Here is a 22,968-nt window from a genome sequence, read left to right on the forward strand (position 1 = left end):
CTCTTTCGGTTCAGTTCTCGTCGTGGTCGGTCGTGAGCAGCTCGGCGAGGGTGTCGAGCACGCCATTCGCGTGCTCGCCCTCGGCGGTGAGGGTGACGTAGTCGCCCTTTTCCGCGCCCAGCGAGATGACGCCGAGGATGCTGGCGGCGTTCACAGCCGCTCCCGACCCCTTGGAGATGGTGATGGGAAGGCCGGACTCCTTCACCGCCTGCGCGAACAGCTTCGCGGGGCGAGCGTGCAGTCCATTCGACGATCCGATACGGATCGTTCGCGACACAGAGCTCATGCGGGGTTCCTCTCCGTCGGGGCGGGGTGTTCTCGGTCGGGGTCCAGTGCTTCGTCGATGAGCGCGAGCGTGCGCGTGCCGTCGACGTCTCGGTAGATGTCGGCGGGAAGCAGGATCACGTGCGCGAGGCGCGTCGCCGCGTCTCGTCGGATGCGGTCCAGGCTGCCGAGCAGGTGGGGTCCGACGAGCACGATGTCTGCGGCATCGATGTCGATCGGGAGCGACTGCTCGGTGCCAGCGACGGCACTGAGCTGACGCCCGGCCGTCTGCGCAGCGTGTCTGACGCGCTGCGCGACGAAAGTGCTCGACGCTCCCGCGCCGCACACAACGAGGATCCTCATCGATCCGCCTCCTTTCCAGCCATTCTTGTGAAAGCGCTGAGAGGCGACAACCACACCTGTTTCCGCGGGGGCGGAAACAGGTGACGGTGGGCGTGGTTGACTGGAAGATATGAGCAGAGCGCGCCAGGACAGGGTCATCGCGCTCCTCGCGCGAGAATCCGACTGGCTGACGGCCGGCGAGCTGGCGGACATCGTCGGGGTGACTCCCCGCAGCATCCGCAGCTACGTCACGGCGCTCAACGCCCGGGTGCCCCGGGGCACCGTCGTCGAATCGGGTCCGCTCGGCTATCGCGCAGGCGCCGACGCTCCGCTCGCCCTCCGCGCCGCCGTCGACAGTGCGACGCCGCGCGAGCGTGTGCATCGTTTGGTGCGAAGCCTGCTGTCGGGCCGGGATGGCGTGGACGTGTACGAGACGGCCGAGGAGTTCCACGTGAGCCCCGCCACCCTCGAGGGTGACCTCGCCCGCGTGCGTGCGCTTCTCGGTGACACCGAACTGACCCTGGAGCGCACCGGTTCGCGGGCGCGGTTGCGGGGCACCGAGATGGCGCAGCGGCGTCTGCTGAGCCGCCTGGCCCACGATGAAACCGATGATGGGGCGTTCGACCTCGGCGCGCTGCGCCGCAGCCTGGGAGCGGGCTCGATCGGAGAGGCCGTGTTCGGCCCGTTCAAGGCCGACCTCGTTTCGGGCCTGCGCGACCTCGGCTACTTCGTCAACGAGTTCGGCATCGGCGATGTCATGATGCACGTCGCCATCACCGCCGATCGCGTCGCCCACGACCGCGCCCTGGAAGCGACCGCGGTCGACTCCTCGAGCGCAGCGCAGGAGGCGGTCGGCGATCTGCTCGACGTCCTGTGCCAGCGCCACCTCGGTCTGCGCCTGGGAGCGGGCGATCGCCGTCACCTCGCCGCACTGGTGCTCGGCCGCGTGGTCGCGCCCGGCCCGGGGGAGGCGGCGTCGGTCACGCGGGCGGGTCTGCAGCCCGATGTCGAGGCCGCGGTGCGCGATGTCGTGCACCGCGCGGCGTTCGAGTTCCTCGTCGACATCGAGCACGACGATTTCGTCCTCCGGCTCGCGCTCCACGTGCAGAACCTGCGGCTGCGCGCGCAGGAGCAGGCATGGTCGCGAAACCCGCTCACCCGCTCGCTCAAGGCGACGTACCCGATGATCTTCGATGTCGCGGTCTTCCTCGCCGACGGACTGCGCGGGCTGCTCGGCATCCCGATTCTCGACGACGAGATCGCCTACATCGCGATGCACGTCGGCGGCCAGCTCGAACGAAGCCGACACGCCGGCACCGTCCTCACCGCCACGATCGTCTGCCCGGGGTACTACGAGCTGCACGAGTTGCTGCGCTCCAGCGTCGACCGCTCGCTCGGTCAAGCCGTCGATGTCGTCGGCGTCGATACCCGCGCCGACCCGGATTGGGACGCGATCGACACCGACCTCATCCTCACGACGATCGATCCGCCGTTCGCCGGCGACGGTATCGTCCGCATCCAGCCGTTCCTGACCGAATCGGACATCGAACGGGTGCAGGCGGCGGCGGGGCGTGTGCGTCGGGGGCGCCGCCTCGCGCGGTTGCGCGAGGAGTTGGGGCGCTATTTCTCCGCCGACGCCTTCATCGGCCGCGTCGCGGCGGATGCCGACGAAGAAAGCGTCATCCGGGATCTCGGTGCCCGCCTGGTGGCGCAGGGAGTGATCGACGACGACTATGTCGAGCGCACGCTCGAGCGCGAGCGGCTGTCATCGACCGCCTTCACCGATGCGCTCGCCGTGCCGCACGCGATCGGGATGACCGCGACCCGGACATCCATCGCGGTGGGCATCGCCGACCCGTCTATGAGCTGGGGTGACGGACGCGTGCAGGTGATCGCGATGGTCGCCTTCTCGGAGAGCGACCGCGAAGCGTTTCAGACCGTGTTCGAGCAGCTGGTCGAGGTGTTCAGCGAACGCGACAGCGTGCAGCGGATCGTCCGCCGCGGCACCTCCTTCGGTCCGTTCCTGGACGAACTCGCCGCCGTCGTCGACGGCTGACGTTCTCAGCCGAGCCGCGACTGAAGCCCGAGCTTCACGGCGGGCCACTCATGGGGGAGGACCGAGTACACGACGGTGTCGCGGAGCGTCCCGTCGGGACCGACGCGGTGGTTGCGCAGCACGCCGTCCTGTTTCGCGCCGAGGCGCTCGATCGCCGCCCGCGACTGCCGGTTGTGCCAGTGTGTGCAGAACTGCACCGCGATCACGCCGCACTCCTCGAACGCGTGTGTGAGGAGCAGGAGCTTCGCCGCCGTGTTCACGGGGGTGCGCTGCACGGTCGGCGACAGCCACGTGTACCCGATCTCGACGCGGGGACTGGCGCTGTCGATCGTGCAGAACGTGGTCATGCCGACGGCGACCTCCCCGACGATGACCGCGAACGGGTTCATCCGTCCGGCATCCCTCTCGGCGAGCCGATGCGCGATCTCCGCGGCGGCGTCCGTCGGAACGGACGTGTACCAGGCGTACTCCAACCCGTCCCGCGCGCGCTGCAACTCGACGGCGTGGTCGGCGCGCAAGGGCTCCAGCCGCACGTGGGTGTTCTCGAGCACGACCGCATCCGTCAACAACACGCTCCGAGCCTAGGCGCTGCCGCGCGTCGCGAGGACGAAGGCGTGGGGGCAGTTCAGGCGGGGGTCATCAGGGCGCGGGTAGCGGCATCCAGCGCCGCCAGGCGTCGCTCGGCGTCGGCGGCGGATTCGCCGCGGACATCGAGGTAGGCCTTCAGCTTGGGCTCGGTGCCGCTGGGGCGCACGATGAGCCGCGACCCGTCATCGAGCCACAGCCGCAGCACATCGCCCGGCGGGAACCCGTCGACGCCCGTCATCAGGTCGTCGATCCGCACCACCGCCGTGCCGCCCAACTGGGTCGGCGGTGCCGCCCGCAGCCCCGCCATGATGTCGGAGATCACCGACAGGTCCTCGACCCGCAGCGACACCTGGCCCGACGCGAAGAAACCGAATGTGTCCTGGAACTGCCGCAGCAGGTCGGCGAGTCCTTCGCCGCGCTCCCGTGCCTCGGCGATCATGCCGAGAATCGCCACCGCCGCCGAGATGCCGTCCTTGTCGCGCACGGTCTCGGGGTTGACGAGGTAGCCGAGCGCCTCCTCGAAGCCGTACAGGATGCCGGGGGCACGCGAGATCCACTTGAAGCCCGTCAGCGTCGCGTGAAAGTCCAACCCGTAGTGCTCGGCGACCGTCTGCAAGCCGGGGGAGGAGACGAGCGAGCACGCCAGCGAGCCGGCCGTGCCGCGTTCGGCGGCCCGGGCCGCGGCGCGCCACCCCAGCAGCAGGCCGATCTCGTTGCCGGTGAGCCGGCGCCAGCCGCCGTCGGCGGCGGCGTCGGGAAGAGCCACCGCGAGACGGTCGGCGTCGGGGTCGTTGGCGATGATGAACTCGGCATCCACCGCGCGTGCCGTCTCGAACGCGAGGTCCATCGCGCCGGGCTCTTCCGGGTTGGGGAACGCGACGGTCGGGAAGCGTCCGTCGGGGGCGATCTGCGCCTCGACGACGGTCGGCAACGGATACCCCGCGAGCTCGAGGATCGATCGCAGGGTCTCGTAGCCGACGCCGTGCATCGCGGTGTAGACCCAGCTCATCCCGGCGGCGCCCGCCGTGGCGGGAGCGACCGCCGCGGTCGCGGCGACGTACGCCTGCACGACGGACTCGTCGGCGATCTCGTACTCGCCCCGGGCCAGCTCGGAAACGACCGTCGTGGCGGCCACGCGATCGATCTGAGCGGCGATCTCGGCGTCGGCGGGCGCGACGATCTGCGATCCGTCGTCGGCACCGCCCAGGTAGACCTTGTAGCCGTTGTCGTCCGGCGGGTTGTGCGACGCGGTCACCATGACGCCCGCGGCGGCACCGAGGTGGCGGACGGCGAAGGCCAGCACCGGCGTCGGCAGCAGCCGCGGCAGCAGCACCGCGCGAAGACCCGCCCCCGCGAACAGTTCGGCCGAATCGCGGGCGAACACGTCGGAGTTGCGCCGTCCGTCGTATCCGACCACGACCAGCGGCGTCTCACCGGGCGCTGACTTCTCGCGCAGGTATGCCGCGAATCCGGCGGCCGCCTGTGAGACGAGCACACGGTTCATCCGGTTGCTGCCCGCGCCCAGGCGCCCGCGCAGCCCCGCGGTGCCGAACTGCAGGCGCGCGCCGAAGCGGTCGGCGAGGTCGGCGGATGCCGCGGCGTCTCCTGCGGCGGCGGCGTCCAGCACGGCGGTGAGCTCCGCGCGGGTCACCTCGTCCGGGTCTTGCGCGAGCCAGGAGCGCGCCGCCGCGGTCAGGGCGTCCGCCGCGGCATCCGCCGTGCTCACAGCTGGCCGATCACGCGCGCGAGCAGCGCCGAGATGACCGGCTCGGCGCTCTGGCCGGCCTCGATGACCTCGGCGTGACTCAACGGCGTCTTCTGGATGCCCGCGGCGAGGTTGGTGATGAGCGAGAAGCCGAGGATCTCCATGCCGGCCTGCCGCGCGGCGATCGCCTCGAGCGCCGTCGACATTCCGACGATGTGACCGCCGATGGCCTTCGCCATCTGTACTTCGGCGGGCGTCTCATAGTGTGGGCCGCGGAACTGGCAGTACACGCCCTCATCGAGGGTCGGATCGACCGACCGGGCGATGCCGCGCAGACGCGACGAGTACAGATCGGTGAGGTCGATGAAGGTCGCGCCCTCCAGCGGGGAGTCGGCGGTCAGGTTGATGTGATCGCTGATGAGCACGGGGGTGCCCGGCGTCCAGGTCTCCTTGATGCCGCCGGCGCCGTTGGTCAGCACCATCGTGGTGGCCCCGGTCGCGGCGGCCGTGCGTACGCTGTGCACGACCCGGCGTACGCCGTGGTTCTCGTAGTAGTGGGTACGGGCACCGATGACGAGCACGCGCGTGCCGGTCGGCGTCAGGATGCTGCGCAGCGACCCGACGTGTCCGGCGAGCGCCGGGGCGCTGAACCCGGTGACCTCGGTGGCGGGAACGGTCGCGGTCGTCTCGCCGATGAGGTCGGCGGCCTTGCCCCATCCGCTGCCGAGGGTGAGGGCGATGTCGTGGTGCTCGACGCCGGTCAGGCGGGCGATGTCGCCCGCCGCCTGCGCGGCGACCTCGAACGGGTCGGCGGAGGGGTCGTCGAGCGGATTGCTGTTCATGTCGGACATGCTCCCACTCTAGGAACCCCGGCGCCCCCGGGCCACTCGCGCCGCGCTTCGGGCGGACCGACGCGGCGCGACACGGCCCGCCGTGTCGGCCTGAAAGAATGGAGCAATGTCGTCGAGCTTCGTGAACACCCAGTCGGTCGCTGTCCTCGGTGGCGGTCCCGGCGGGTACGAGGCGGCGCTCGCCGCCGCGCAGCTCGGCGCCGATGTGACCCTCGTCGAGCGTGCGGGGGTTGGCGGAGCGGCCGTCATGACCGACGTCGTCCCCTCGAAGAGCCTCATCGCCACGGCCGACGCTGCAGTCGCGATCTCAGAGGCGCACGATCTGGGTGTGCAGTTCTTCGCCAAGGACGATCGCGGAACGGCCCTCAAGCCTGAGGTCGCGATCAACCTCGCGGCGGTCAACAAGCGTCTGCTCTCCCTCGCGCGCCAGCAGTCCGACGACATGCGTGCCCAGCTCGTCGAGGCAGGTGTGCGGATCATCGCCGGCCACGGGCGGCTCGACGGCCATCACGCCCTCGTCGTATCGACGGGTCCCGGAGGAACCGATTTCGACCGCGTCGAGGCCGACACGCTGGTGGTGGCGGTCGGGGCGTCGCCGCGTGAGCTGCCCACCGCCCGGCCGGACGGTCAGCGCATCCTCACCTGGACCCAGCTCTACGATATGAAGTCGTTGCCCGAGCATCTCATCGTCGTCGGTTCCGGCGTGACGGGGGCCGAGTTCGCCTCGGCGTACATGAACCTCGGCGCCAAAGTCACATTGATCTCCAGTCGCGACCAGGTGCTTCCGGGCGAGGATGCCGATGCAGCCGCCGTGCTCGAAAAAGTCTTCACGCGCGGGGGGATGACGGTGCTGTCGACCTCGCGCGCGAACAGCGTCGAGCGCTCCGGCGACGGCGTGGTCGTGACGCTTTCGGACGGGCGCACCGTGGAGGGCAGTCACTGCTTGCTGGCGGTCGGCTCGATCCCGAACACGGCCGACCTCGGCCTCGAGGATGCCGGTGTGCAGCTGACCGACTCCGGCCACATCCGCGTCAACCGCGTCGCCCGCACCTCTGTGCCCAACATTTACGCCGCCGGCGACTGCACGACCTTCGTCCCGCTGGCATCCGTCGCGTCGATGCAGGGACGCACCGCCATCTTCCACGCCCTCGGCGACACGGTCATCCCGCTCGAGCGCCGCCGCATCACGGCCAACATCTTCACCGCGCCGGAGATCGCGACCGTGGGCCGCCAGGAGAAGGACCTCGAGACGGGCGCCATCAACGGATACGTGTACAAGCTGCCCTTGGCCGCCAACGCGCGCGCGAAGATGATGGGCATCAAAGACGGCTTCGTGAAGATCATCGCCCGTGAGGGCAGCGGCACCGTGATCGGCGGCGTGATCGTCGCCCCGCGCGCCTCCGAGCTCATCTACCCGATCGCGATGGCGGTGGAGCGTCGCCTCACCGTCGACCAGGTCTCACGCATCTTCGCCGTCTTCCCGTCGCTGAGCGCCTCGGTCACCGACGCGACCCGCGCCATGCACCTCGTCAACCGCGACGACGACTTCTTCGGCTGAGCGAAGCGGTCACAGCATGCGCCCCGCTTCGCTCCGTCTGGCTACCGCTGCACCTGCGCGGTCCACATTCCTTCGCCATCCGACGATGTCGCCGACACCGTGAACGACGTGAGGTTCTGCATGGCCGTCGGAATGGCGATGGGCGTCCGCAGGGCGCCCTGCTGACAGACGATGTCCTGCTGTGTGCTGACCGTCGAGCTGCCGGCGGTGTAGGTCAACGCGAACGCCACGCGGTCGGCACCGATGCAACGCAGCTCGACCGCGCGATACGTGGTGCCCGTCGACAGGGTCACACTGGTCCCCGGCCCCTCGCTGGCGGCGAGCATTCCGCTGGCGGCCGCGCCCGGGTTCGCTCCGATCACCGATGCCGACCAGGCCGACCACGCCGCGCGGTCCGCGTCGGAAGGCCCCGTGCTGCACCCGGTCAAGAGCGCGAGAGCGGATGCCGCAGTCGCGGCGACGGCGAGGCGACGGCGGGACGCGGCGATCATCATCAGGAGATCGTGAGCAACTGGTGCCCGGCCGACACGGTGGTGCCGGGAGCGGCGTTGATGGCGCCGACGACGCCGTCTTTGTGCGCCTGAATCGGCTGCTCCATCTTCATCGCTTCGAGCACGACGACCAGGTCGCCCTTGACGACGGGCTGGCCCTCCTCGACCGCGACCTTGACGATCGTGGCCTGCATCGGCGCCTTCACGGCGTCACCGGACGCGCCGGACATCACCGTCGGAGCGTGCGAGCGGCGCGAGGGCGGCACCGCCGCCGGTCGGCCGATCTTGGCGGGTGCGACCGCGATGCGATCGGGAAGGCTCACCTCGAGGCGCTTGCCCGACACCTCGACGACGACGATGTGACGCGGCTCGGCTTCGGCCGGAGACTCCGCTTCGCCGTCCCACGGTGCGATGTCGTTGTCGAACTCGGTCTCGATCCACCGGGTGAACACGCCGAAGTGGCCGTCTTCGGCCGTGAAGGCGCGGTCACGCACGACCTTGCGGTGAAACGGCAGCACGGTGGGCATGCCGGCGACCTCGAACTCGTCGAGGGCGCGCCGGGAGCGCTCCAGTGCCTCGGCGCGGTCACGTCCCGAGACGATGAGCTTGCCGAGCAGCGAGTCGAACGCTCCCGAGACGCTGTCGCCCGCGGTCACGCCGGAGTCGAGGCGTATGCCGGGGCCGCCGAACGTCTTGAACTGGTGGATGCGACCGGGCTGCGGCAAGAACCCGCGACCCGGGTCTTCGCCGTTGATGCGGAACTCGATCGAGTGGCCGACGGGCTGCGGGTCGTCGTAGTCGAGCGTGCCGCCCTCGGCGAGGCGGAACTGCTCGCGCACCAGATCGATGCCGGTGACCTCTTCGGAGACGGGGTGCTCGACCTGCAGACGGGTGTTGACCTCGAGGAAGGAGATGGTGCCGTCGGCGCCGATCAGGAACTCGCACGTGCCGGCGCCCACGTAGCCGACCTCGCGCAGGATCGCCTTGGACGATTCGTAGAGCGTGTGGTTCTGCTCGTCGGTGAGGAAGGGCGCCGGTGCCTCTTCGACGAGCTTCTGGTGGCGCCGCTGCAGCGAGCAGTCGCGCGTGGAGATGACCACGACGTTGCCCTCGGCATCCGCGAGGCACTGCGTTTCGACGTGCCGGGGCTTGTCGAGGTACTTCTCCACGAAGCACTCGCCGCGCCCGAAGGCGCTGATCGCCTCGCGGGTGGCGGATTCGAACTGCTCGGCGACCTCGTCGAGCTCGCGGGCGACCTTCAGGCCGCGTCCGCCGCCGCCGTACGCCGCCTTGATCGCGATGGGCAGGCCGTGCTCCTGGGCGAAAGCGATGACCTCGTCGGCTCCGGCGACGGGGCCGGGCGTTCCCGGGGCGAGAGGTGCGCCGACCTTTTCGGCCACGTGGCGAGCGGTCACCTTGTCGCCGAGGGCTTCGATGGCCTCGGGAGAGGGGCCGATCCAGATCAGCCCTGCGCCGATGACGGCGCGGGCGAACTCGGCGTTCTCGGCGAGGAATCCATAGCCCGGGTGTACCGCGTCGGCGCCGGCGCGACGCGCCACCGACAGGATCTTCTCGATCGAGAGGTAGGTGTCGGCCGAGGTCGACCCGTCGAGGGCGTAGGCCTCGTCGGCGAGCTTGGCGTGCATCGCGTCGCGATCCTGGTCGGCGTAGACGGCGACCGATGCCTTGCCCGAATCGCGGGCGGCCCGGATCACTCGGACGGCGATCTCACCGCGGTTCGCAATGAGCACTTTGGTGATCTGCGGGCGCGCGACCGTCAGGTCCAGTGAGCGTGGCATGGATGTCAGCCTACCCACGCCGACCCCCCTGACTTTGGATCACTCGCACAAGATCGACGTCGAATCGTGTGCGACAGGCTACGAAGACACGCGGTCGCTCTGCGGATCGGTCGGCGCCACCCAGAGGTCCGTCCACACGATGTCGAGCTGGGCGCACAGTCGGCGCACCGTCGACAGCGACATCCCGACGACCGTCGACGGGTCACCGTCGACGCGCTCGATGAAGGGGCCGCCGAGACTGTCGACCGTGAAGGCTCCGGCGACCTGCAGCGGCTCACCGGTGGCGACGTACGCCGCGATCTCGGCATCGGTGATGTCGGCGACGAAGCTCACGGATGCCGCAGCCACCGCATGCTCCTCGCGCGGCGGCATCCCGGGGCTCACGCGCACGACGCTGTGCCCGGAGTGGAGTACCCCGGTGCGGCCGCGCATCTGCTCCCAGCGGGCGACGGCAACGGCGGGCTCCAGCGGCTTACCGAGAACCTGGCCGTCGATCTCGAACATCGAATCGCCGCCGACGACAACGCCGTCGAAGTCGGGGTCGCTGTCGGCAAGCGTGGCCACGACGGCGGCGGCCTTGCGCCTTGCCAGCAGGAGGACGTGCTCGTCCGGCGCGAGGGTGCGGCCCGCGGAGGACTCGACGGCGGCGACCACCGCCTCCTCATCGACGCCGGGCGAGCGCAGAAGCGGCTCGATCCCCGCCTGCCGCATCAGCATGAGACGGGCGGGGGAGGTGGATGCCAGGCACACGCGCATGCCCTCCAGGGTACGGTTCGGGCGCCATCCGCCGAGACGATCCGTGACAGCATCGAAGGATGCAACCCGGCGATCTGCTCGATCTGGACATCACGGATGTGGCGCACGGCGGTGTGTTCATCGCCCGTCACGACGGACGGGTGGTGTTCGTGGCCGATGCGATTCCCGGCGAACGGGTGCGCGTACAGCTCACCGACACCGCGAAGTCGTCGTTCTGGCGCGCGGCGACGGTCGACGTGCTCGATGCGTCTGCCGATCGACGTCCGCACGTGTGGGCGGCCGCCGATGTCGATGTCGTCCCCGATCTCCGCCCCGGCGGCGCCGACTTCGGCCACATCGCCCTCGACCGGCAGCGGGCGCTCAAGGAGGAGGTCCTGCGCGAGGCCCTGATCCGTTTCGGCGGTGTCACCGACCCGACGGTCACGGTCGCGCAGCCCGCGCCGATCGTCGTCGGCGATGGGAGCTCCACGTCGGCGGAGGTGCCCGATGGGTCGCGCTGGCGCACCCGGGTGAGCCTGCACGTCGACGATCAGGGCATCGTCGGGCCCTTCGCCGCGCGCAGCCACCGCGTCATTCCCGTCGACGATCTGCCGCTCGCGACAGCCGAGATCGAGCAGGTGGCGCGCACGCTGTCGGGGCGGCCGGGTCGGATCGACCTCGTGCAGCCGGCAGACGGCCGCGTCCGCGTGGTGCCCCGGCCCGACACCGACCGCCCGCGCCGAGGTCGCGGGCGAGTAGCTTCCCCGCCCGCGGCCCTGTCGGCGGCGGGTTCCGCAGCGCGCGAGGTCATCGTCGAAGAGGTCGACGGGAGGCGGTTCCGCGTCGATGCAGGCGGCTTTTGGCAGGTGCACCGGCTCGCCGCGCACACCCTCACCGATGTCGTCGCGGCCGCACTCCGCGACGCCGGGGGCGTCGACCCCGATGCACACCACCTCGACCTGTACGGCGGCGTCGGGCTGTTCGCTGCCACGCTGGCGACTCTGGGCGGTCCGGCGACGCGCGTGACGACCGTCGAATCCGATGCCCGCGCCACCGAGCACGCGGGCGAGAACCTCGCCGACTGGATCGGAGCTCGCGCAGAGACCGACCGCACCGACCGATTCCTCACCAGGCTCATCGCACAGGCTGGGTCTACCGACCGCGCGCGGCTGGCGCGAGGAGTCACTCTCCTCGACCCGCCTCGCGCGGGGGCCGGGCGGGCCGTCGTCGAGTCCGTCGCGGCGCTGAGCCCGGCATCCGTCGTCTACGTCGCATGCGACCCGGTGGCGCTGGCCCGTGACCTCGGCACCTTCCGCGAGCACGGGTACGAGCCCCGCCGCATCGACGCCCTCGACCTCTTCCCGCACTCGCACCATGTCGAGGCCGTGGCCCTGCTGCAGCGCACCGATTGATGCCGGGTCTCCGGGGGCGGAGCGGACGGACGTAGCCGTTCGACGGATGCCGCGGCTCAGCCCCCTGGTTAGGCTGAGCCCATGACGCGTGTGGCTCTCATCGATGACCACGAGTCCGTGCGCCTCGGGCTCGAGGCGGCGTGTGCACGCGCGGTGACCAAAGACGTCGTCTTCTCCGGCAGCACCGTGCGCGCCTACCTGGAGTGGCGGCTGCGCTCCGGATCGCCCCCCGCCGACATCGTCGTGCTCGACCTCACTCTCGGTGACGGCACGACCGTCACCGAGAACGTCACCAGCCTGGTCGGCGACGGCTCGCCCGTGCTGATCCACAGCGTCGCCGACCGCCCCGCCGCGGTGCGCGAGGCGCTCGCCGCCGGTGCCGCCGGCGTCATCAGCAAGGCTTCTCGCATCGACGATGTGATCGCGGCCATCCGGACCGTCGCCCGCGGCGAGGCGCTCGACAACATCGAGTGGGCGAGCGCCGTCGACGGCGACCGTGCGTTCGCCGACGCGCAGCTGTCCAAGCGTGAGCGCGACGTGCTCCGCCTCTACGCGGCGGGGCTGCCGCTGAAGGCCGTGGCCGACCGGCTCGGTATCGCGTACTCCACCGCCAAGGAGAACATCACTCGGGTGCGGGTGAAGTACGTCGAGGTGGGGCGGCCCGCGCCGACGAAAGTCGATCTGCTGCGTCGCGCCATGGAGGACGGTCTCATGCCCGGCCATGCCGGAGCGGGCAGCGGTGACGACTGAGTCTCTGCCGATCGCCGTCGATCCGGCGGTGCGACGACCGCTGGGCGACATCGCGGCCGGGGCGGAGCAGTTCACGCAGGCACGCGTCGAGCGGATCATTCGTGTGGTCGTGGCGCTCGGGTGCGCGGTGCTCGGGGTCCAGGCGTTCCTCAACGCGTGGGGCTCCCGCCAGGAGTCTCCTGCGGTGCATCTGCCGCTGCTGCTCGTTGTCTTCATCCCGCTCGGCATGATGGTCGCCGCGTGCCTGGCGGGGGTCGCTGTCCGCGCCGCGGCGGGCGTCTTCGCCGTGGTGTTTCCGCTCGTGCTGGTGTGCTGGCCTCTCATGGTGCAGGGGCGCGGTCTGCACGCCGGCGGCGCCCCGTGGATCTGGTATCTGCTGAACGTCGCGACAGCCGCGGCGGTGCTCGTTTTCCCTCTGGCGATGCAGATCGTGTGGGCGGCACTGATTCCCGTGTTGTACGCGGTAGCCCGGCTGCTGCAGCTCGGGATCGGATCCTCGGCGACGGTCGGCGTCGCGCTGGACGCCACGTTCGCGGCGATCCTCGGCGCGGTGGTAATCGTCCTCGGATGGTTGCTGCGCAGTGTGGCGGTGGGTATCGACCGGGCCCGCAGCGACGCGGTCGCCTCGTATGCCGAAGCCGCATCCGCCAATGCCGCAGAGACGGAGCGGGTGGCCGTCGCCGCGTTGATGCACGACAGCGTGCTCGCTGCCCTCATCGCCGCCGAGCGCGCCGAGACGCCGCGCGAGGAGGGGCTGGCGTCGGCCATGGCGCGCGAGGCGCTGACCCGTCTCGCCAACGCCGATCAGGATTCGGGTGAGGGGCCCGACGAGCCGGTCGATGCGGCGGCAGTCGCCGCCGGTCTCCGCACCGTCGTGGCCGGTCTCGCCCCGGACATCCCCGTCGAGGCCGAGATCGGCATCGGCGTCCCGGCCGTGCCGGGCCGTGTCGCCCGCGCGCTCGTCCTGGCCGCGGCGCAGGCCGTCAGGAACGCGATCGATCATGCGCAGGCGCGAGGGCTGCGGGTGTCGCTCCGCGTCGATGAGGCGGGCGTGCGCCTGCAGGTCATCGACCGCGGACCGGGGTTCGACCCGGCGAACATCCCCGAAGACCGCCTGGGCATCCGTGGCTCGATCGTCGCGCGGATGGCGGCCGTCGGTGGTCGGGCGCGAGTGCGGACCGCGGCGGCCGGCACCCTCGTCACTCTCGACTGGCAGCACCCGCGATGAACCTTCGGGTGCGCACCACTCTTTCGGTGCTGGCGGTCGCCTTCACGTCGTACCTGGCCGTCGGTGCTCTGCTGTGGACGACGCCGCCGCTGTACCCGATGCTGCAGGTGGCGACCGTCGCTTTCTACCTGGTGACGACGTGGTTGTGCCTCTTCTGGAACGCCACCGCCGTGCCCTTGCGGAGACATCCGATCACGGGCGAGCTGGGCAGCCGGTCCGTGCTTCCGGCGTGGGCGGCCGTGCTCGCCCTCGCCGCTGCCGTCCTCGTGCCGAACGCCTCGTGGGTCGCCGTCGGCCTCGCCGCGAGGCGCACCGGCTTCGGCACATGGAGCGTCGGCGCCGTCGGTGCGCTGCTGACCATCGTGATGGTGCGCCGCCGTCCCTGGGTCGCGTGGGCGGGTGTCGCGTTGTTGGCGGTCGAGGCAACCCTCTGGATCGGCCCCACCGACGCCCTGGCCCTGGGGGTCGTGGGTGCGGTGCTGTGGGTGGGAGTGGCGCAGCTGCTGACGTGGTTGGTCGACCGTGCCGCTGCCGATACGGCCGAACTGACTGCGCTGCAGCGTGCGGCATCGGAATGGCTCGCCGCGCAGGAGGGCATTCGACGCGAGCGACGCACACTGGTGCGCCGTGCGCTCGCGCTCGCCGGGCCTGTGCTCACGCGCACCATCGAGACCGGGGGGAATCTGAGCGATGCCGAACGGCGCGAGGCGCACATCGCCGAAGAGGCGCTCCGCGACGAGCTGCGCGGTTCGGCGCTGCTCGACGAGCGGGTGCGCGCGGCGTTGGCGGCTGCACGGCAACGAGGAACCACCGTGTCGGTGCTGGACGAAGGGGGTCTCGACGGGCTGTCGTCGCGTGAGCGGGCGCTGATCCGCGCTCGCCTGGCGGAGGTCCTCGCCGAGGCCGACTCGGAGCGCGTCTACGTACGGGCTTCCACCCACGAGGAGATCGCCGTCACCGTCGTCGGCAGAACCGCGTCCGACGAGGGCGAAGACGAGGTCGACCTCTGGAGCGAGATCCCTCGCCGCCCGCAGGACTGAGCGCACGTCTGCGGCGGTACCGAGCGGTCCCGAGACGCTCCGGATGCCGCGAAGAAGGAGGAGGCGAGGGGCGGCGAAGCCGCCCGCCCCTCGCCATGCGAGCGGTTACCCGAAAACCGACTCGCGAAGGGCCGAACCCGCTCTTGGAGCAGATGCGACCGAACGCAGAAGCGTTCCAGCGATATCGATTCTTCCGGGCTTGGGAGGCGTTGTCTGTAGGTATTTTGGGGGACAAGAACGCCGAGCATGGCGATCTCAGCCGGCGAAGCGTCCCCAGCCGATGTCGCGCTGAAGCGGCGTGCGCACACCGCGCGCCGACAGCTCCCAGGCGGAGCGACGCGGGCTTTCTTCGGCGATCGCGTCGGCGGCTTCGCGCGAGTAGGCCTCCGAGACGACGGCCATCACGGCTGCCAGCTCTTGCGCCGTGGGCTCACCACGCAGGACGTCGATGCGAACGGCATCCGCCGCCGCCGAGGCCGCGTCCGCCGCCGGAACGGGAGGGACGGAGGCGCTCATAGCGGGATGTTACCGTGCTTCTTCGCGGGCAAGCTGGCACGCTTTCCGCGCAGGGAGCGCAGAGCCTTGGCAACGGCCACGCGGGTCTGCGCAGGCTCGATGATGCCGTCGAGTTCGCCGCGTTCGGCGGCGAGGAAGGGTGACGCGACGTTGTAGGTGTACTCGTTCGCGAGGCGCTGACGTACCGCGGCGACGTCCTCGCCCGCCTCTTCGGCCTTGCGGATCTCTCCGCGGTAGAGGATGTTGACGGCGCCCTGGCCGCCCATGACGGCGATCTCTGCAGTGGGCCAGGCGAGGTTGACGTCCGCTCCGAGCTGCTTGGAACCCATCACGATGTACGCGCCGCCGTAGGCCTTGCGAAGGATGACGGTCACGAGCGGCACGGTCGCCTCCGCGTACGCGTACAGGAGTTTCGCCCCGCGGCGGATGACGCCGGTCCACTCCTGGTCGGTGCCGGGGAGGTAGCCGGGCACATCCACCAACGTGAGGATCGGAATCGAGAACGCATCACAGAAGCGGACGAACCGGCTGGCTTTCTCGCCAGCCTCGATGTTGAGGGTGCCGGCCATCTGCGACGGCTGGTTGGCGATGATGCCGACCGTGCGGCCCTCGACTCGGCCGAGGCCGATGACGATGTTCGGAGCGAACAGCGGCTGCACCTCGAGGAAGTCGCCGCCGTCGACGATGTGCGAGATCACCTGGTGGATGTCGTAGGGCTGGTTGGGCGAGTCGGGGACGACCGTGTTGAGCGTGCGGTCGGCGTCGGTGGTCTCCCACTCGAACTCGCTCTCATAAACCGGGATCTCGGCCATGTTGTTGTCGGGGAGGTAGCCCACCATCGAGCGGACGTAGTCGATCGCGTCGTCTTCGTCTTCGGCGAGGTAGTGCGCCACACCCGAGCGGGTGTTGTGGGTGTAGGCGCCGCCGAGCTCTTCCATGCCGACGTCTTCGCCGGTGACTGTCTTGATCACGTCGGGGCCCGTCACGAACATCTGGCTGGTCTTGTCGACCATGATCACGAAATCGGTCAGGGCGGGGGAGTACACGGCGCCGCCCGCCGCCGGGCCCATGATGATCGAGATCTGCGGGATGACGCCGGAGGCCGCCGTGTTGAGGCGGAAGATCTCGCCGTACTTGCCGAGGGCGACGACGCCCTCCTGAATGCGCGCGCCGCCGGAGTCGAGGATGCCGATGATCGGCATGCCGCCGCGGAGCGCGTACTCCATGGTCTTGATGATCTTGTCGCCGGCGACTTCGCCGAGCGAGCCACCGAAAGTCGTGAAGTCCTGCGCGTAGACGGCGACCGTACGGCCGTGGATGGTGCCCACGCCGGTGACGACCGAATCGCCGTAGGGGCGCGAGCGGTCCATCCCGAAGGCGCTCGTGCGATGGCGCACGTACTCGTCGAACTCGACGAAGGTGCCGGGGTCGACGAGCAGCTCGATGCGCTCGCGCGCCGTCATCTTGCCCTTGGCGTGCTGCTTCTGTTGAGCAATCACCTCGGCATCGACGACCGCCTCCTGGTACCGGGCCCGGAGGTCGGCGATCTTGCCGGCGGTCGTGGAGAGATCTGGCTGCACGGATTGATCTGGCTGCACGGATTGATCTGGCTGCTTTGGCACGCTTTCCACCCTAGCGACCGCATCGCACGGCCCGTTGGCTGACGCTCACAATGAGATGGCGATTCGATTGTGGGATGGCGCGGGCATCCCCGACCTCATCGCGGTCGCCCGGCGTAGGGTGACGCTATGTCGATTCCTCGCGAGGGCTACCCTCTGTCCGCCGCGGTGTCGCCTCGGGTGCACGTCGTCGAGACCATCGACTCGACCAATGCCAAGCTCATGCGCGACGCACAGGACGACCCCGACTCCCACCCTCACCTCGCGCTGCTGCTCACGCGCGACCAGCGCGCGGGACGCGGGCGGCTCCGTCGTACCTGGGTGACCCCGCCCGGATCGGCGCTCGCTGTCTCGGTGCTGCTGCGTGTGGGTGCGGTGGCGACGCACGACCGCGGGTGGATCCCGCTCATCGCCGGAGCAGCCATGACGGATGCCCTCGGCGCGCAGTTGCCTGGGCACGAGGTCGCACTGAAGTGGCCGAACGACGTGCTCGTCGACGGGCGGAAGATCTGCGGCATCCTGGCGGAGGTGCTGCCCGACGACCCGCAGACCGTCGTCCTCGGTGCCGGCGTCAACACCACGATGGCCGCGAGTGATCTTCCCGTTCCGACGGCGACGTCTTTTGCTGCTCTGCACACCGTGGCCGACGAAGATCGTCTCGTCGCCGACTTCGTGACCGGTCTGCGCGACCGGATCGCCGAGCTGGCTGTCGGCGGCGCCGCCGCCGTGGCCGACGCGATCGCCCAGCGCTGCACGACGATCGGCGCCGCAGTGAGGGTCTCGCTCCCGGATGAGTCTTTCCTGGAAGGGACAGCGGTCCGCCTCGACATGGATGGGCGCCTCGTGGTCCGTGCGCCCGACGGCGAGGAGACGGTCGTCGGAGCAGGCGACGTCGTCCACGTGCGCTGATCGAGCCGTTCGCCTCACCGACGCGATCGAAACGCGAACATCGGCCCGGTTGTGCCGGATTTCTCGTCGTCGACCGGCACAATGAGAGCGTGACCTCGCCGACCGCCTATCCCGGGCGTCCCGCCGCGCCCGCTCCCGGTGCGCCGATGCCCGAGCGGAGGATCGCGCGGGTGCACACGCATGCCCGTCGCCTGTTCTGGTCCGCCGCCGTGCTGGTGGCCGCCGCAGGCGCGGTCGGGTATTTCACCGGCAATCTTCCCAACCCGCTGCAGGACTGGATGCTGTGGGCCGCGGCCGCGCTCGTCGTGCTCTTGTTGGTGGTTCTTCCGTATCTGCGCTGGCTGTCGCACACCTACACGATCACCACGCGTCGCGTCATCGAGCAGTCGGGAGCGTTCGGACGCCGCCGCAGCGAACTGTCGCACGCCCGCGGCTACACGATCGTGGAGCGGCGCGGACCGCTGCAGCGGCTCTGGGGTGCAGGCACCCTGGTGCTCTCCAACGGAGTGGATGAGCCGCTGCGCCTGGTGAACGTGCCGACCGTCCGCCTCGTGCACGAGGTGCTCTCCGACCAGGTCGAGGTCAGCCAGATCCTCGCCCACCGCGACGCACCGTGGGACGGCGCGACCGTGCCCGTCGACGCCGACCGCTCGTCACGCGCGTAGAAGCCTGCGCCTGCGGCAGCTGAGAAGCCTGCGCCTGCGGCACCTGAGAAGCCTGCGCCTGCGGCACCTGAGAAGATGGAGCCGACGAAAGGGAGCAGCATGGCACTCACGCTCGGAATCGTGGGCGGCGGACAGCTGGCGCGGATGATGATCGCCCCGGCGGTCGAACTGGGCGTGCAGGTGCGCGTCCTCGCCGAGGAGCCGGGGATGGCCGCCGCCATCGCGGCGACCGCGGTCGGGGACTATCGCGACCTCGACACGGTGCGTGCGTTCGCGCAGGACGTCGACGTGCTGACCTTCGACCACGAGCACGTGCCGCAGGAGGTGCTGCGTGCTCTCGTCGCCGACGGCATCCGCGTGCACCCCGGCCCCGACGCCCTGCAGTTCGCACAGGACAAGCTCGCGATGCGCGAGCGTCTCGAGCAACTCGGCATGCCGCAGCCCGAGTGGGCTGCCGTCACCGACGCGGGCGCCCTTCGGGACTTCCTCGACGCCCACGGCGGCCGCGCCGTGGTCAAGACGCCTCGGGGAGGATACGACGGCAAGGGGGTTCGGGTTGTCGCCGATCCGGCCGAGGTGGCCGACTGGTTCGACGGCGGCGCTCTGCTTGCCGAGGAGCTCGTCGACTTCTCCCGCGAGCTCGCCCAGCAGGTCGCGCGACGACCGTCGGGCGAGTTGCTCGCCTATCCGGTGGTCGAGACGGTGCAGCGCGGCGGCGTGTGTGCGGAGGTCATCGCCCCCGCGCCCCATGGCGCCGCCCGACTGGCCGAGGTCGCCGCCGAGATCGGCATCGCGATCGCCGACGGTCTGGCAGTGACGGGGATGCTCGCGGTGGAGTTGTTCGAGACGACGGATGAGCGCCTGCTGGTCAACGAGCTGGCGATGCGCCCGCACAACAGCGGCCACTGGAGTCAGGACGGTGCGGTGACGGGCCAGTTCGAGCAGCACGTGCGTGCGGTGCTCGATCTTCCGCTGGGCGACACCGCGGTGCGTCAGTCGTGGGCGGTGATGGTCAACATCCTCGGCGGCCCCGAACGCGACACCCTGGAAAGCCGCTTCCCCGCGGTTCTCGCGGCCCATCCGGCGGTGAAGGTGCACACCTACGGCAAGGCTCCGCGCCCCGGCCGCAAGGTGGGGCATATCAACGCCGTCGGCGACGACCTCGATGCCGTCGTGTACGAGGCGCGCGCCGCGGCGGCGTTCTTCGCGGGCTGAGAACAGCCACGACCGGCTCAGGCCCCGGCGCGACGCGTGGCGTTGCGGGGTTCTTCCAGGGTGTCGCCCTAGCCTTGACGCGTGACAAGGCCCCTGCATTCCTCGGCATCCCCTCTCGTCGGCGTCGTCATGGGGTCGGACTCCGACTGGCGGGTCATGAGTGATGCGTCGCAGGTGCTGAGTGAGTTCACGGTGGCGCATGAGGTGGAGGTCGTCTCGGCCCACCGCACGCCCGACAAACTGCTGCGCTACGGCCGCGAGGCGCGGCACCGCGGACTCAAGGTGATCATCGCCGGCGCCGGTGGGGCCGCTCACCTGCCCGGAATGCTCGCGTCGGTCACGGCGCTGCCGGTGATCGGCGTGCCGGTGCAGCTCGCAACGCTCGATGGACTCGACTCTCTGCTGAGCATCGTGCAGATGCCCGCGGGCATCCCCGTCGCGACGGTGTCGATCAACGGGGCGAAGAACGCCGGGCTGCTGGCCGTGCGCATCCTGGGGGCGGGGGATCCGCGTCTGGCCGATCGCGTCGAGCAGTACGCGCGCACCCTGGAGGAGCAGGTCGAGGAGAAGAACCTGCGGCTGAAGGAGTCGCTGTGAGCATTGCCGCTCCACCGCGTCCTCCCCGCGCGGACAGTGCGGGGGTGATCGTCGGCGAGCAGCCGATGCGGCGCCCCGACACGCGCTCGCCGCAGCTGATGACCCGGCGGGCCTGGTGGCTGCTGGTGCTCAACTTCCTGATTCCCGGCTCGGCGCAGCTCTTGGCGGGAAATCGCCGCCTCGGTCGCGTCGGTCTTGCCGCGACCTTGCTGTTCTGGGTCGTGGTCGTGCTCGCGCTGGTGGCGGCGCTGATCTGGCCCGCTCTGCTGTTCTCGGTCGGCACCAACGGCTTCGCTCTTCTGGTCATCCAGCTCGTCCTGCTCGCCTACGCCCTACTCTGGGTGGTGCTCACCGTCGACACCCTGCGTCTGATCCGTCTCGTGAACGTGCGTCGCGGGGCTCGTCCGGTTGCGGCGGCGCTCGCGATCCTCGGTCTCGTTGTCGGGAGTGGGGGAGCGGTGTACGCGGCCCAGCAGCTGTTGGCGCCCGCCCGTGAGGCGATCGCGTCGATCTTCACGAACGATGCGCCGCCCGTGCCGCCGTCCAACGGCTACTACAACTTCTTGCTGCTCGGCGCCGACAGCGGTCTCGGCCGCGACTCGATGCGGTTCGACAGCATCTCGGTGGTCTCCGTCAACGCCGAAACAGGAGCGGTGCACATCACCGGAATCCCGCGTGACCTCGCCTACGCGCCGTTCGCCGACGGACCCATGCACGACCGCTACCCCGACGGTTTCGAGGGGCACCCCTCGGAGTCGTGCGGGTGGGGCCCGGGCATCAACCAGCTCATGAACGCCGTCGAGATCTGCCAGCCCGAAGACGGCAAGGAGATCTATCCGGATGCCGCGGCGAAGAGCTCCACGCCCGCGATCGAGGCGACCAAGGATGCCGCGGAGGGCATTCTCGGCATCCAGATCCCGTACTACGTGTTCGTGGACATGAAGGGTTTCGCCGACATCGTCGATGCGCTGGGCGGCGTCGACATCACCGTGCAGGAGCGGTTGCCCGAAGGCGGGGGACCCACCTACGAAGGTGAGCCGGCGGAGGACTGGGCGATCGGCTGGATCGAGGTCGGCCCGCAGCACATGAACGGTGACACCGCGCAGTGGTACGCCCGCTCGCGCTACACGACGAGCGACTGGGACCGCATGCGCCGCCAGCGCGAACTGCAGCAGGCGATCCTCGCTCAGGCGAATCCGGCGAATGTTCTCAGCCGCTTCCAGGCTGTCGCCGCCGCCGGATCGGACCTCGTCAAGACCGACATCCCCGACTCGATGCTGGGCTACCTCGTCCAGCTCGGCGTCAAGGCCAAGGAACAGCCGGTGCAGACCCTCGAGCTCACACCGGACGGCGCGGGCATTCTCACCGATGACCCGACGCCCGACCAGTACGCTCACGTGCGCGACGTCATCCAGCAAATGCTGTACCCGCCCTCGCCCTCTCCGACACCGGAGGGTTGACCATGACCACCACCCTGCGTGTCGTGCTCGATCAGATCGTCGCTCCGACCCATGCCGATCTCGGCATGGCTTCGCGAGAGCTGACTCGCGCCGTGATCTCCACTGCCCCTTCCGGTTGCGATGTCGCGGCGATCGTGCCATCGGTGGCCGACGCGTCCGCGGCGCTGGAGAGCGCTGTACCGGGTCTGGTCGACGTGACACGCTCGTCGCTGCAGCGACGGGAGCTCGCCGCATCGTGGCAGCTGGGGATCGCGCCCGGGATCGGCGGGGGGATGATCCACTCGCCGACGTCGCTTGCGCCTTTGGTCAAGCACGATCGTGTGCACGACAACGATCAGATCGTCGTGACGATGTGGGATCTCGACGCGTGGGAGCGGGCGGGGGAGATGCCGCGCACGGCGGTCACCTGGCACAAGGCGATGCTCAAGCGCGCCGTCAAGCACGCCGACGCCATCGTCGTTCCCACCCATGCGTTGGCTGAGCGGCTCGCGGAGATCGCCGTTCTCGGCGACCGGGTGCGGGTCATCGCCGGGGCAGCGCCGGCTGCGTTCGCCGTGCCGACCGACGAAGTGGGCCGCCGCCGCGCCCTCGGCATCCCTGACGGAGTTCTCGTCGTCGCCGGATCGTCGGCCGACTCGTCGCGGCTGGCCGAGGCCTTCGGCGCGGTCGCGTCATCGGGCTCCGACCTGCCGGTCGTCGTGCTCGACGCCCCGGCGGGTGACGAGCCGGCCGTGGTGGAGCTGGCCGCGGCATCCGGTCTGGCGGAGGGCCGCGTGCATGTGCGCGGCGCTCTCGAAGACGCCGATCGTGCAGCCGTGTTCGGCGGTGCGGTGGCCCTTCTGGCGCCCTCACGGCTCAGCGGGTTCCCGTGGCGGGTCGTCGAAGCACTCGCGATCGGCGTGCCCGTGATCGCGGCGGAGTCGACCTCGCTCCGCGAGATCGTGTGGGACGGTGGAGTGCTGGCGTCCGCCGAAGACGGAGGATTCACGGATGCGCTCACCGCTCTGCTCGGCTCTGCCGCCGCCGTAGAGCGTCAGGCCGTGCTCGCTGCCGACCGGGGACGAGCGTTCTCCTGGCTCGGCGCCGCGGAGCGCGTCTGGCAGCTGCACGCGGACCTGTGAGGACGCGCTACCTCGCGTGTCTTCGGCGTGTCTGGGGTACCCCGGTG

General features: G+C 70.1%; 22 protein-coding genes. 12 read left to right on the forward strand and 10 right to left on the reverse strand.

Translation table 11 applies throughout. The annotated features are described in order from the left end of the window. Positions 1–10 precede the first annotated feature (10 nt). Complete coding sequence (locus tag ITJ43_RS05760) at positions 11–286, reverse strand: HPr family phosphocarrier protein (protein ID WP_194582867.1); 276 nt, start codon at positions 284–286, stop codon at positions 11–13. Further along, complete coding sequence (locus ITJ43_RS05765; protein WP_194582868.1) at positions 283–627, reverse strand: PTS sugar transporter subunit IIB; 345 nt, start codon at positions 625–627, stop codon at positions 283–285. Before ITJ43_RS05765 ends, ITJ43_RS05760 begins: the two co-directional genes overlap by 4 nt. A 109-nt stretch (positions 628–736) precedes the next feature. Between ITJ43_RS05765 and ITJ43_RS05770 the strand changes: the two genes are divergently transcribed. Further along, positions 737–2,662: a BglG family transcription antiterminator gene (locus ITJ43_RS05770; RefSeq protein ID WP_194582869.1), complete on the forward strand. Its 1,926-nt coding sequence runs from the start codon at positions 737–739 to the stop codon at positions 2,660–2,662. 5 nt (positions 2,663–2,667) lie between these two features. Here ITJ43_RS05770 and ITJ43_RS05775 read toward each other — a convergent pair whose 3' ends face one another. The 3 genes from ITJ43_RS05775 to ITJ43_RS05785 are packed head-to-tail and all read right to left on the reverse strand — an operon-like array spanning position 2,668 to position 5,806. Beyond that, positions 2,668–3,234, reverse strand: coding sequence for a GNAT family N-acetyltransferase (locus ITJ43_RS05775; RefSeq protein WP_194582870.1), 567 nt, complete (start codon positions 3,232–3,234; stop codon positions 2,668–2,670). Between the two features lie 53 nt (positions 3,235–3,287). Further along, positions 3,288–4,976 (reverse strand): phospho-sugar mutase, encoded by a 1,689-nt coding sequence (locus tag ITJ43_RS05780; protein WP_194582871.1) that lies wholly within the window; start codon positions 4,974–4,976, stop codon positions 3,288–3,290. Next, positions 4,973–5,806 carry a purine-nucleoside phosphorylase gene (locus ITJ43_RS05785; protein ID WP_194582872.1) on the reverse strand — a complete coding sequence of 278 codons (834 nt, stop codon included), beginning with the start codon at positions 5,804–5,806 and terminating at the stop codon, positions 4,973–4,975. Before ITJ43_RS05785 ends, ITJ43_RS05780 begins: the two co-directional genes overlap by 4 nt. Before the next feature lie 106 nt (positions 5,807–5,912). Between ITJ43_RS05785 and ITJ43_RS05790 the strand changes: the two genes are divergently transcribed. Continuing rightward, the gene (locus ITJ43_RS05790; RefSeq protein WP_194582873.1) at positions 5,913–7,364 is read left to right on the forward strand and encodes an NAD(P)H-quinone dehydrogenase; all 1,452 of its coding nucleotides are present in this window, start codon (positions 5,913–5,915) and stop codon (positions 7,362–7,364) included. A 41-nt stretch (positions 7,365–7,405) separates the two neighbouring features. On the opposite strand, the gene ITJ43_RS05795 is transcribed toward ITJ43_RS05790, so the two are convergent. From ITJ43_RS05795 to ITJ43_RS05805, 3 genes are all read right to left on the reverse strand, one after another. Then, complete coding sequence (locus ITJ43_RS05795) at positions 7,406–7,858, reverse strand: hypothetical protein (RefSeq protein WP_228495483.1); 453 nt, start codon at positions 7,856–7,858, stop codon at positions 7,406–7,408. After that, complete coding sequence (locus ITJ43_RS05800; protein ID WP_194582874.1) at positions 7,858–9,654, reverse strand: acetyl/propionyl/methylcrotonyl-CoA carboxylase subunit alpha; 1,797 nt, start codon at positions 9,652–9,654, stop codon at positions 7,858–7,860. The genes ITJ43_RS05795 and ITJ43_RS05800 overlap by 1 nt, the downstream gene beginning before the upstream one ends. Positions 9,655–9,732: 78 nt before the next feature. Then, on the reverse strand, positions 9,733–10,410 hold the full coding sequence (locus tag ITJ43_RS05805; RefSeq protein ID WP_194582875.1) for a Maf family protein: 678 nt from the start codon (positions 10,408–10,410) through the stop codon (positions 9,733–9,735). Positions 10,411–10,469: 59 nt separating this feature from the next. On the opposite strand from ITJ43_RS05805, the gene ITJ43_RS05810 reads away from it, so the two are divergent. From ITJ43_RS05810 to ITJ43_RS05825, 4 genes are all read left to right on the forward strand, one after another. Then, complete coding sequence (locus ITJ43_RS05810; RefSeq protein WP_194582876.1) at positions 10,470–11,801, forward strand: class I SAM-dependent RNA methyltransferase; 1,332 nt, start codon at positions 10,470–10,472, stop codon at positions 11,799–11,801. 81 nt (positions 11,802–11,882) lie between these two features. Beyond that, a complete protein-coding gene (locus tag ITJ43_RS05815) occupies positions 11,883–12,551 on the forward strand; it encodes a response regulator transcription factor (protein WP_194582877.1) in 669 nt (222 codons plus the stop codon). Next, positions 12,541–13,779, forward strand: a complete 1,239-nt coding sequence (locus ITJ43_RS05820; protein ID WP_194582878.1) for an ATP-binding protein — start codon at positions 12,541–12,543, stop codon at positions 13,777–13,779. Before ITJ43_RS05815 ends, ITJ43_RS05820 begins: the two co-directional genes overlap by 11 nt. Before the next feature lie 8 nt (positions 13,780–13,787). Continuing rightward, on the forward strand, positions 13,788–14,819 hold the full coding sequence (locus ITJ43_RS05825) for a hypothetical protein (protein WP_323741136.1): 1,032 nt from the start codon (positions 13,788–13,790) through the stop codon (positions 14,817–14,819). Positions 14,820–15,074: 255 nt separating this feature from the next. Here ITJ43_RS05825 and ITJ43_RS05830 read toward each other — a convergent pair whose 3' ends face one another. Together ITJ43_RS05830 and ITJ43_RS05835 are read right to left on the reverse strand one after the other, a co-directional pair. Beyond that, a complete protein-coding gene (locus ITJ43_RS05830; protein ID WP_194582880.1) occupies positions 15,075–15,335 on the reverse strand; it encodes an acyl-CoA carboxylase subunit epsilon in 261 nt (86 codons plus the stop codon). Next, the gene (locus ITJ43_RS05835; RefSeq protein ID WP_194583190.1) at positions 15,332–16,933 is read right to left on the reverse strand and encodes an acyl-CoA carboxylase subunit beta; all 1,602 of its coding nucleotides are present in this window, start codon (positions 16,931–16,933) and stop codon (positions 15,332–15,334) included. Before ITJ43_RS05835 ends, ITJ43_RS05830 begins: the two co-directional genes overlap by 4 nt. A 150-nt stretch (positions 16,934–17,083) precedes the next feature. On the opposite strand from ITJ43_RS05835, the gene ITJ43_RS05840 reads away from it, so the two are divergent. The 6 genes from ITJ43_RS05840 to ITJ43_RS05865 all read left to right on the forward strand — a co-directional run bounded on the left by ITJ43_RS05840 (position 17,084) and on the right by ITJ43_RS05865 (position 22,921). After that, positions 17,084–17,863: a biotin--[acetyl-CoA-carboxylase] ligase gene (locus ITJ43_RS05840; RefSeq protein ID WP_194582881.1), complete on the forward strand. Its 780-nt coding sequence runs from the start codon at positions 17,084–17,086 to the stop codon at positions 17,861–17,863. Positions 17,864–17,952: 89 nt separating this feature from the next. Next, the gene (locus ITJ43_RS05845) at positions 17,953–18,528 is read left to right on the forward strand and encodes a PH domain-containing protein (protein WP_323741137.1); all 576 of its coding nucleotides are present in this window, start codon (positions 17,953–17,955) and stop codon (positions 18,526–18,528) included. A gap of 75 nt (positions 18,529–18,603) precedes the next feature. Further along, positions 18,604–19,743 (forward strand): 5-(carboxyamino)imidazole ribonucleotide synthase, encoded by a 1,140-nt coding sequence (locus tag ITJ43_RS05850; protein ID WP_194582882.1) that lies wholly within the window; start codon positions 18,604–18,606, stop codon positions 19,741–19,743. A 129-nt stretch (positions 19,744–19,872) separates the two neighbouring features. Continuing rightward, the gene (gene purE / locus ITJ43_RS05855; protein WP_194583192.1) at positions 19,873–20,340 is read left to right on the forward strand and encodes a 5-(carboxyamino)imidazole ribonucleotide mutase; all 468 of its coding nucleotides are present in this window, start codon (positions 19,873–19,875) and stop codon (positions 20,338–20,340) included. After that, entirely contained in the window at positions 20,337–21,800 is a 1,464-nt protein-coding gene (locus tag ITJ43_RS05860; RefSeq protein ID WP_194582883.1) for an LCP family protein, read from the forward strand. Before purE ends, ITJ43_RS05860 begins: the two co-directional genes overlap by 4 nt. A gap of 2 nt (positions 21,801–21,802) precedes the next feature. Then, positions 21,803–22,921 carry a glycosyltransferase gene (locus tag ITJ43_RS05865; protein WP_194582884.1) on the forward strand — a complete coding sequence of 373 codons (1,119 nt, stop codon included), beginning with the start codon at positions 21,803–21,805 and terminating at the stop codon, positions 22,919–22,921. The last annotated feature ends 47 nt before the right edge of the window (positions 22,922–22,968 follow it).

This window comes from Microbacterium sp. VKM Ac-2870 (assembly GCF_015350795.1).
Classification (GTDB): Bacteria; Actinomycetota; Actinomycetes; order Actinomycetales; family Microbacteriaceae; genus Microbacterium.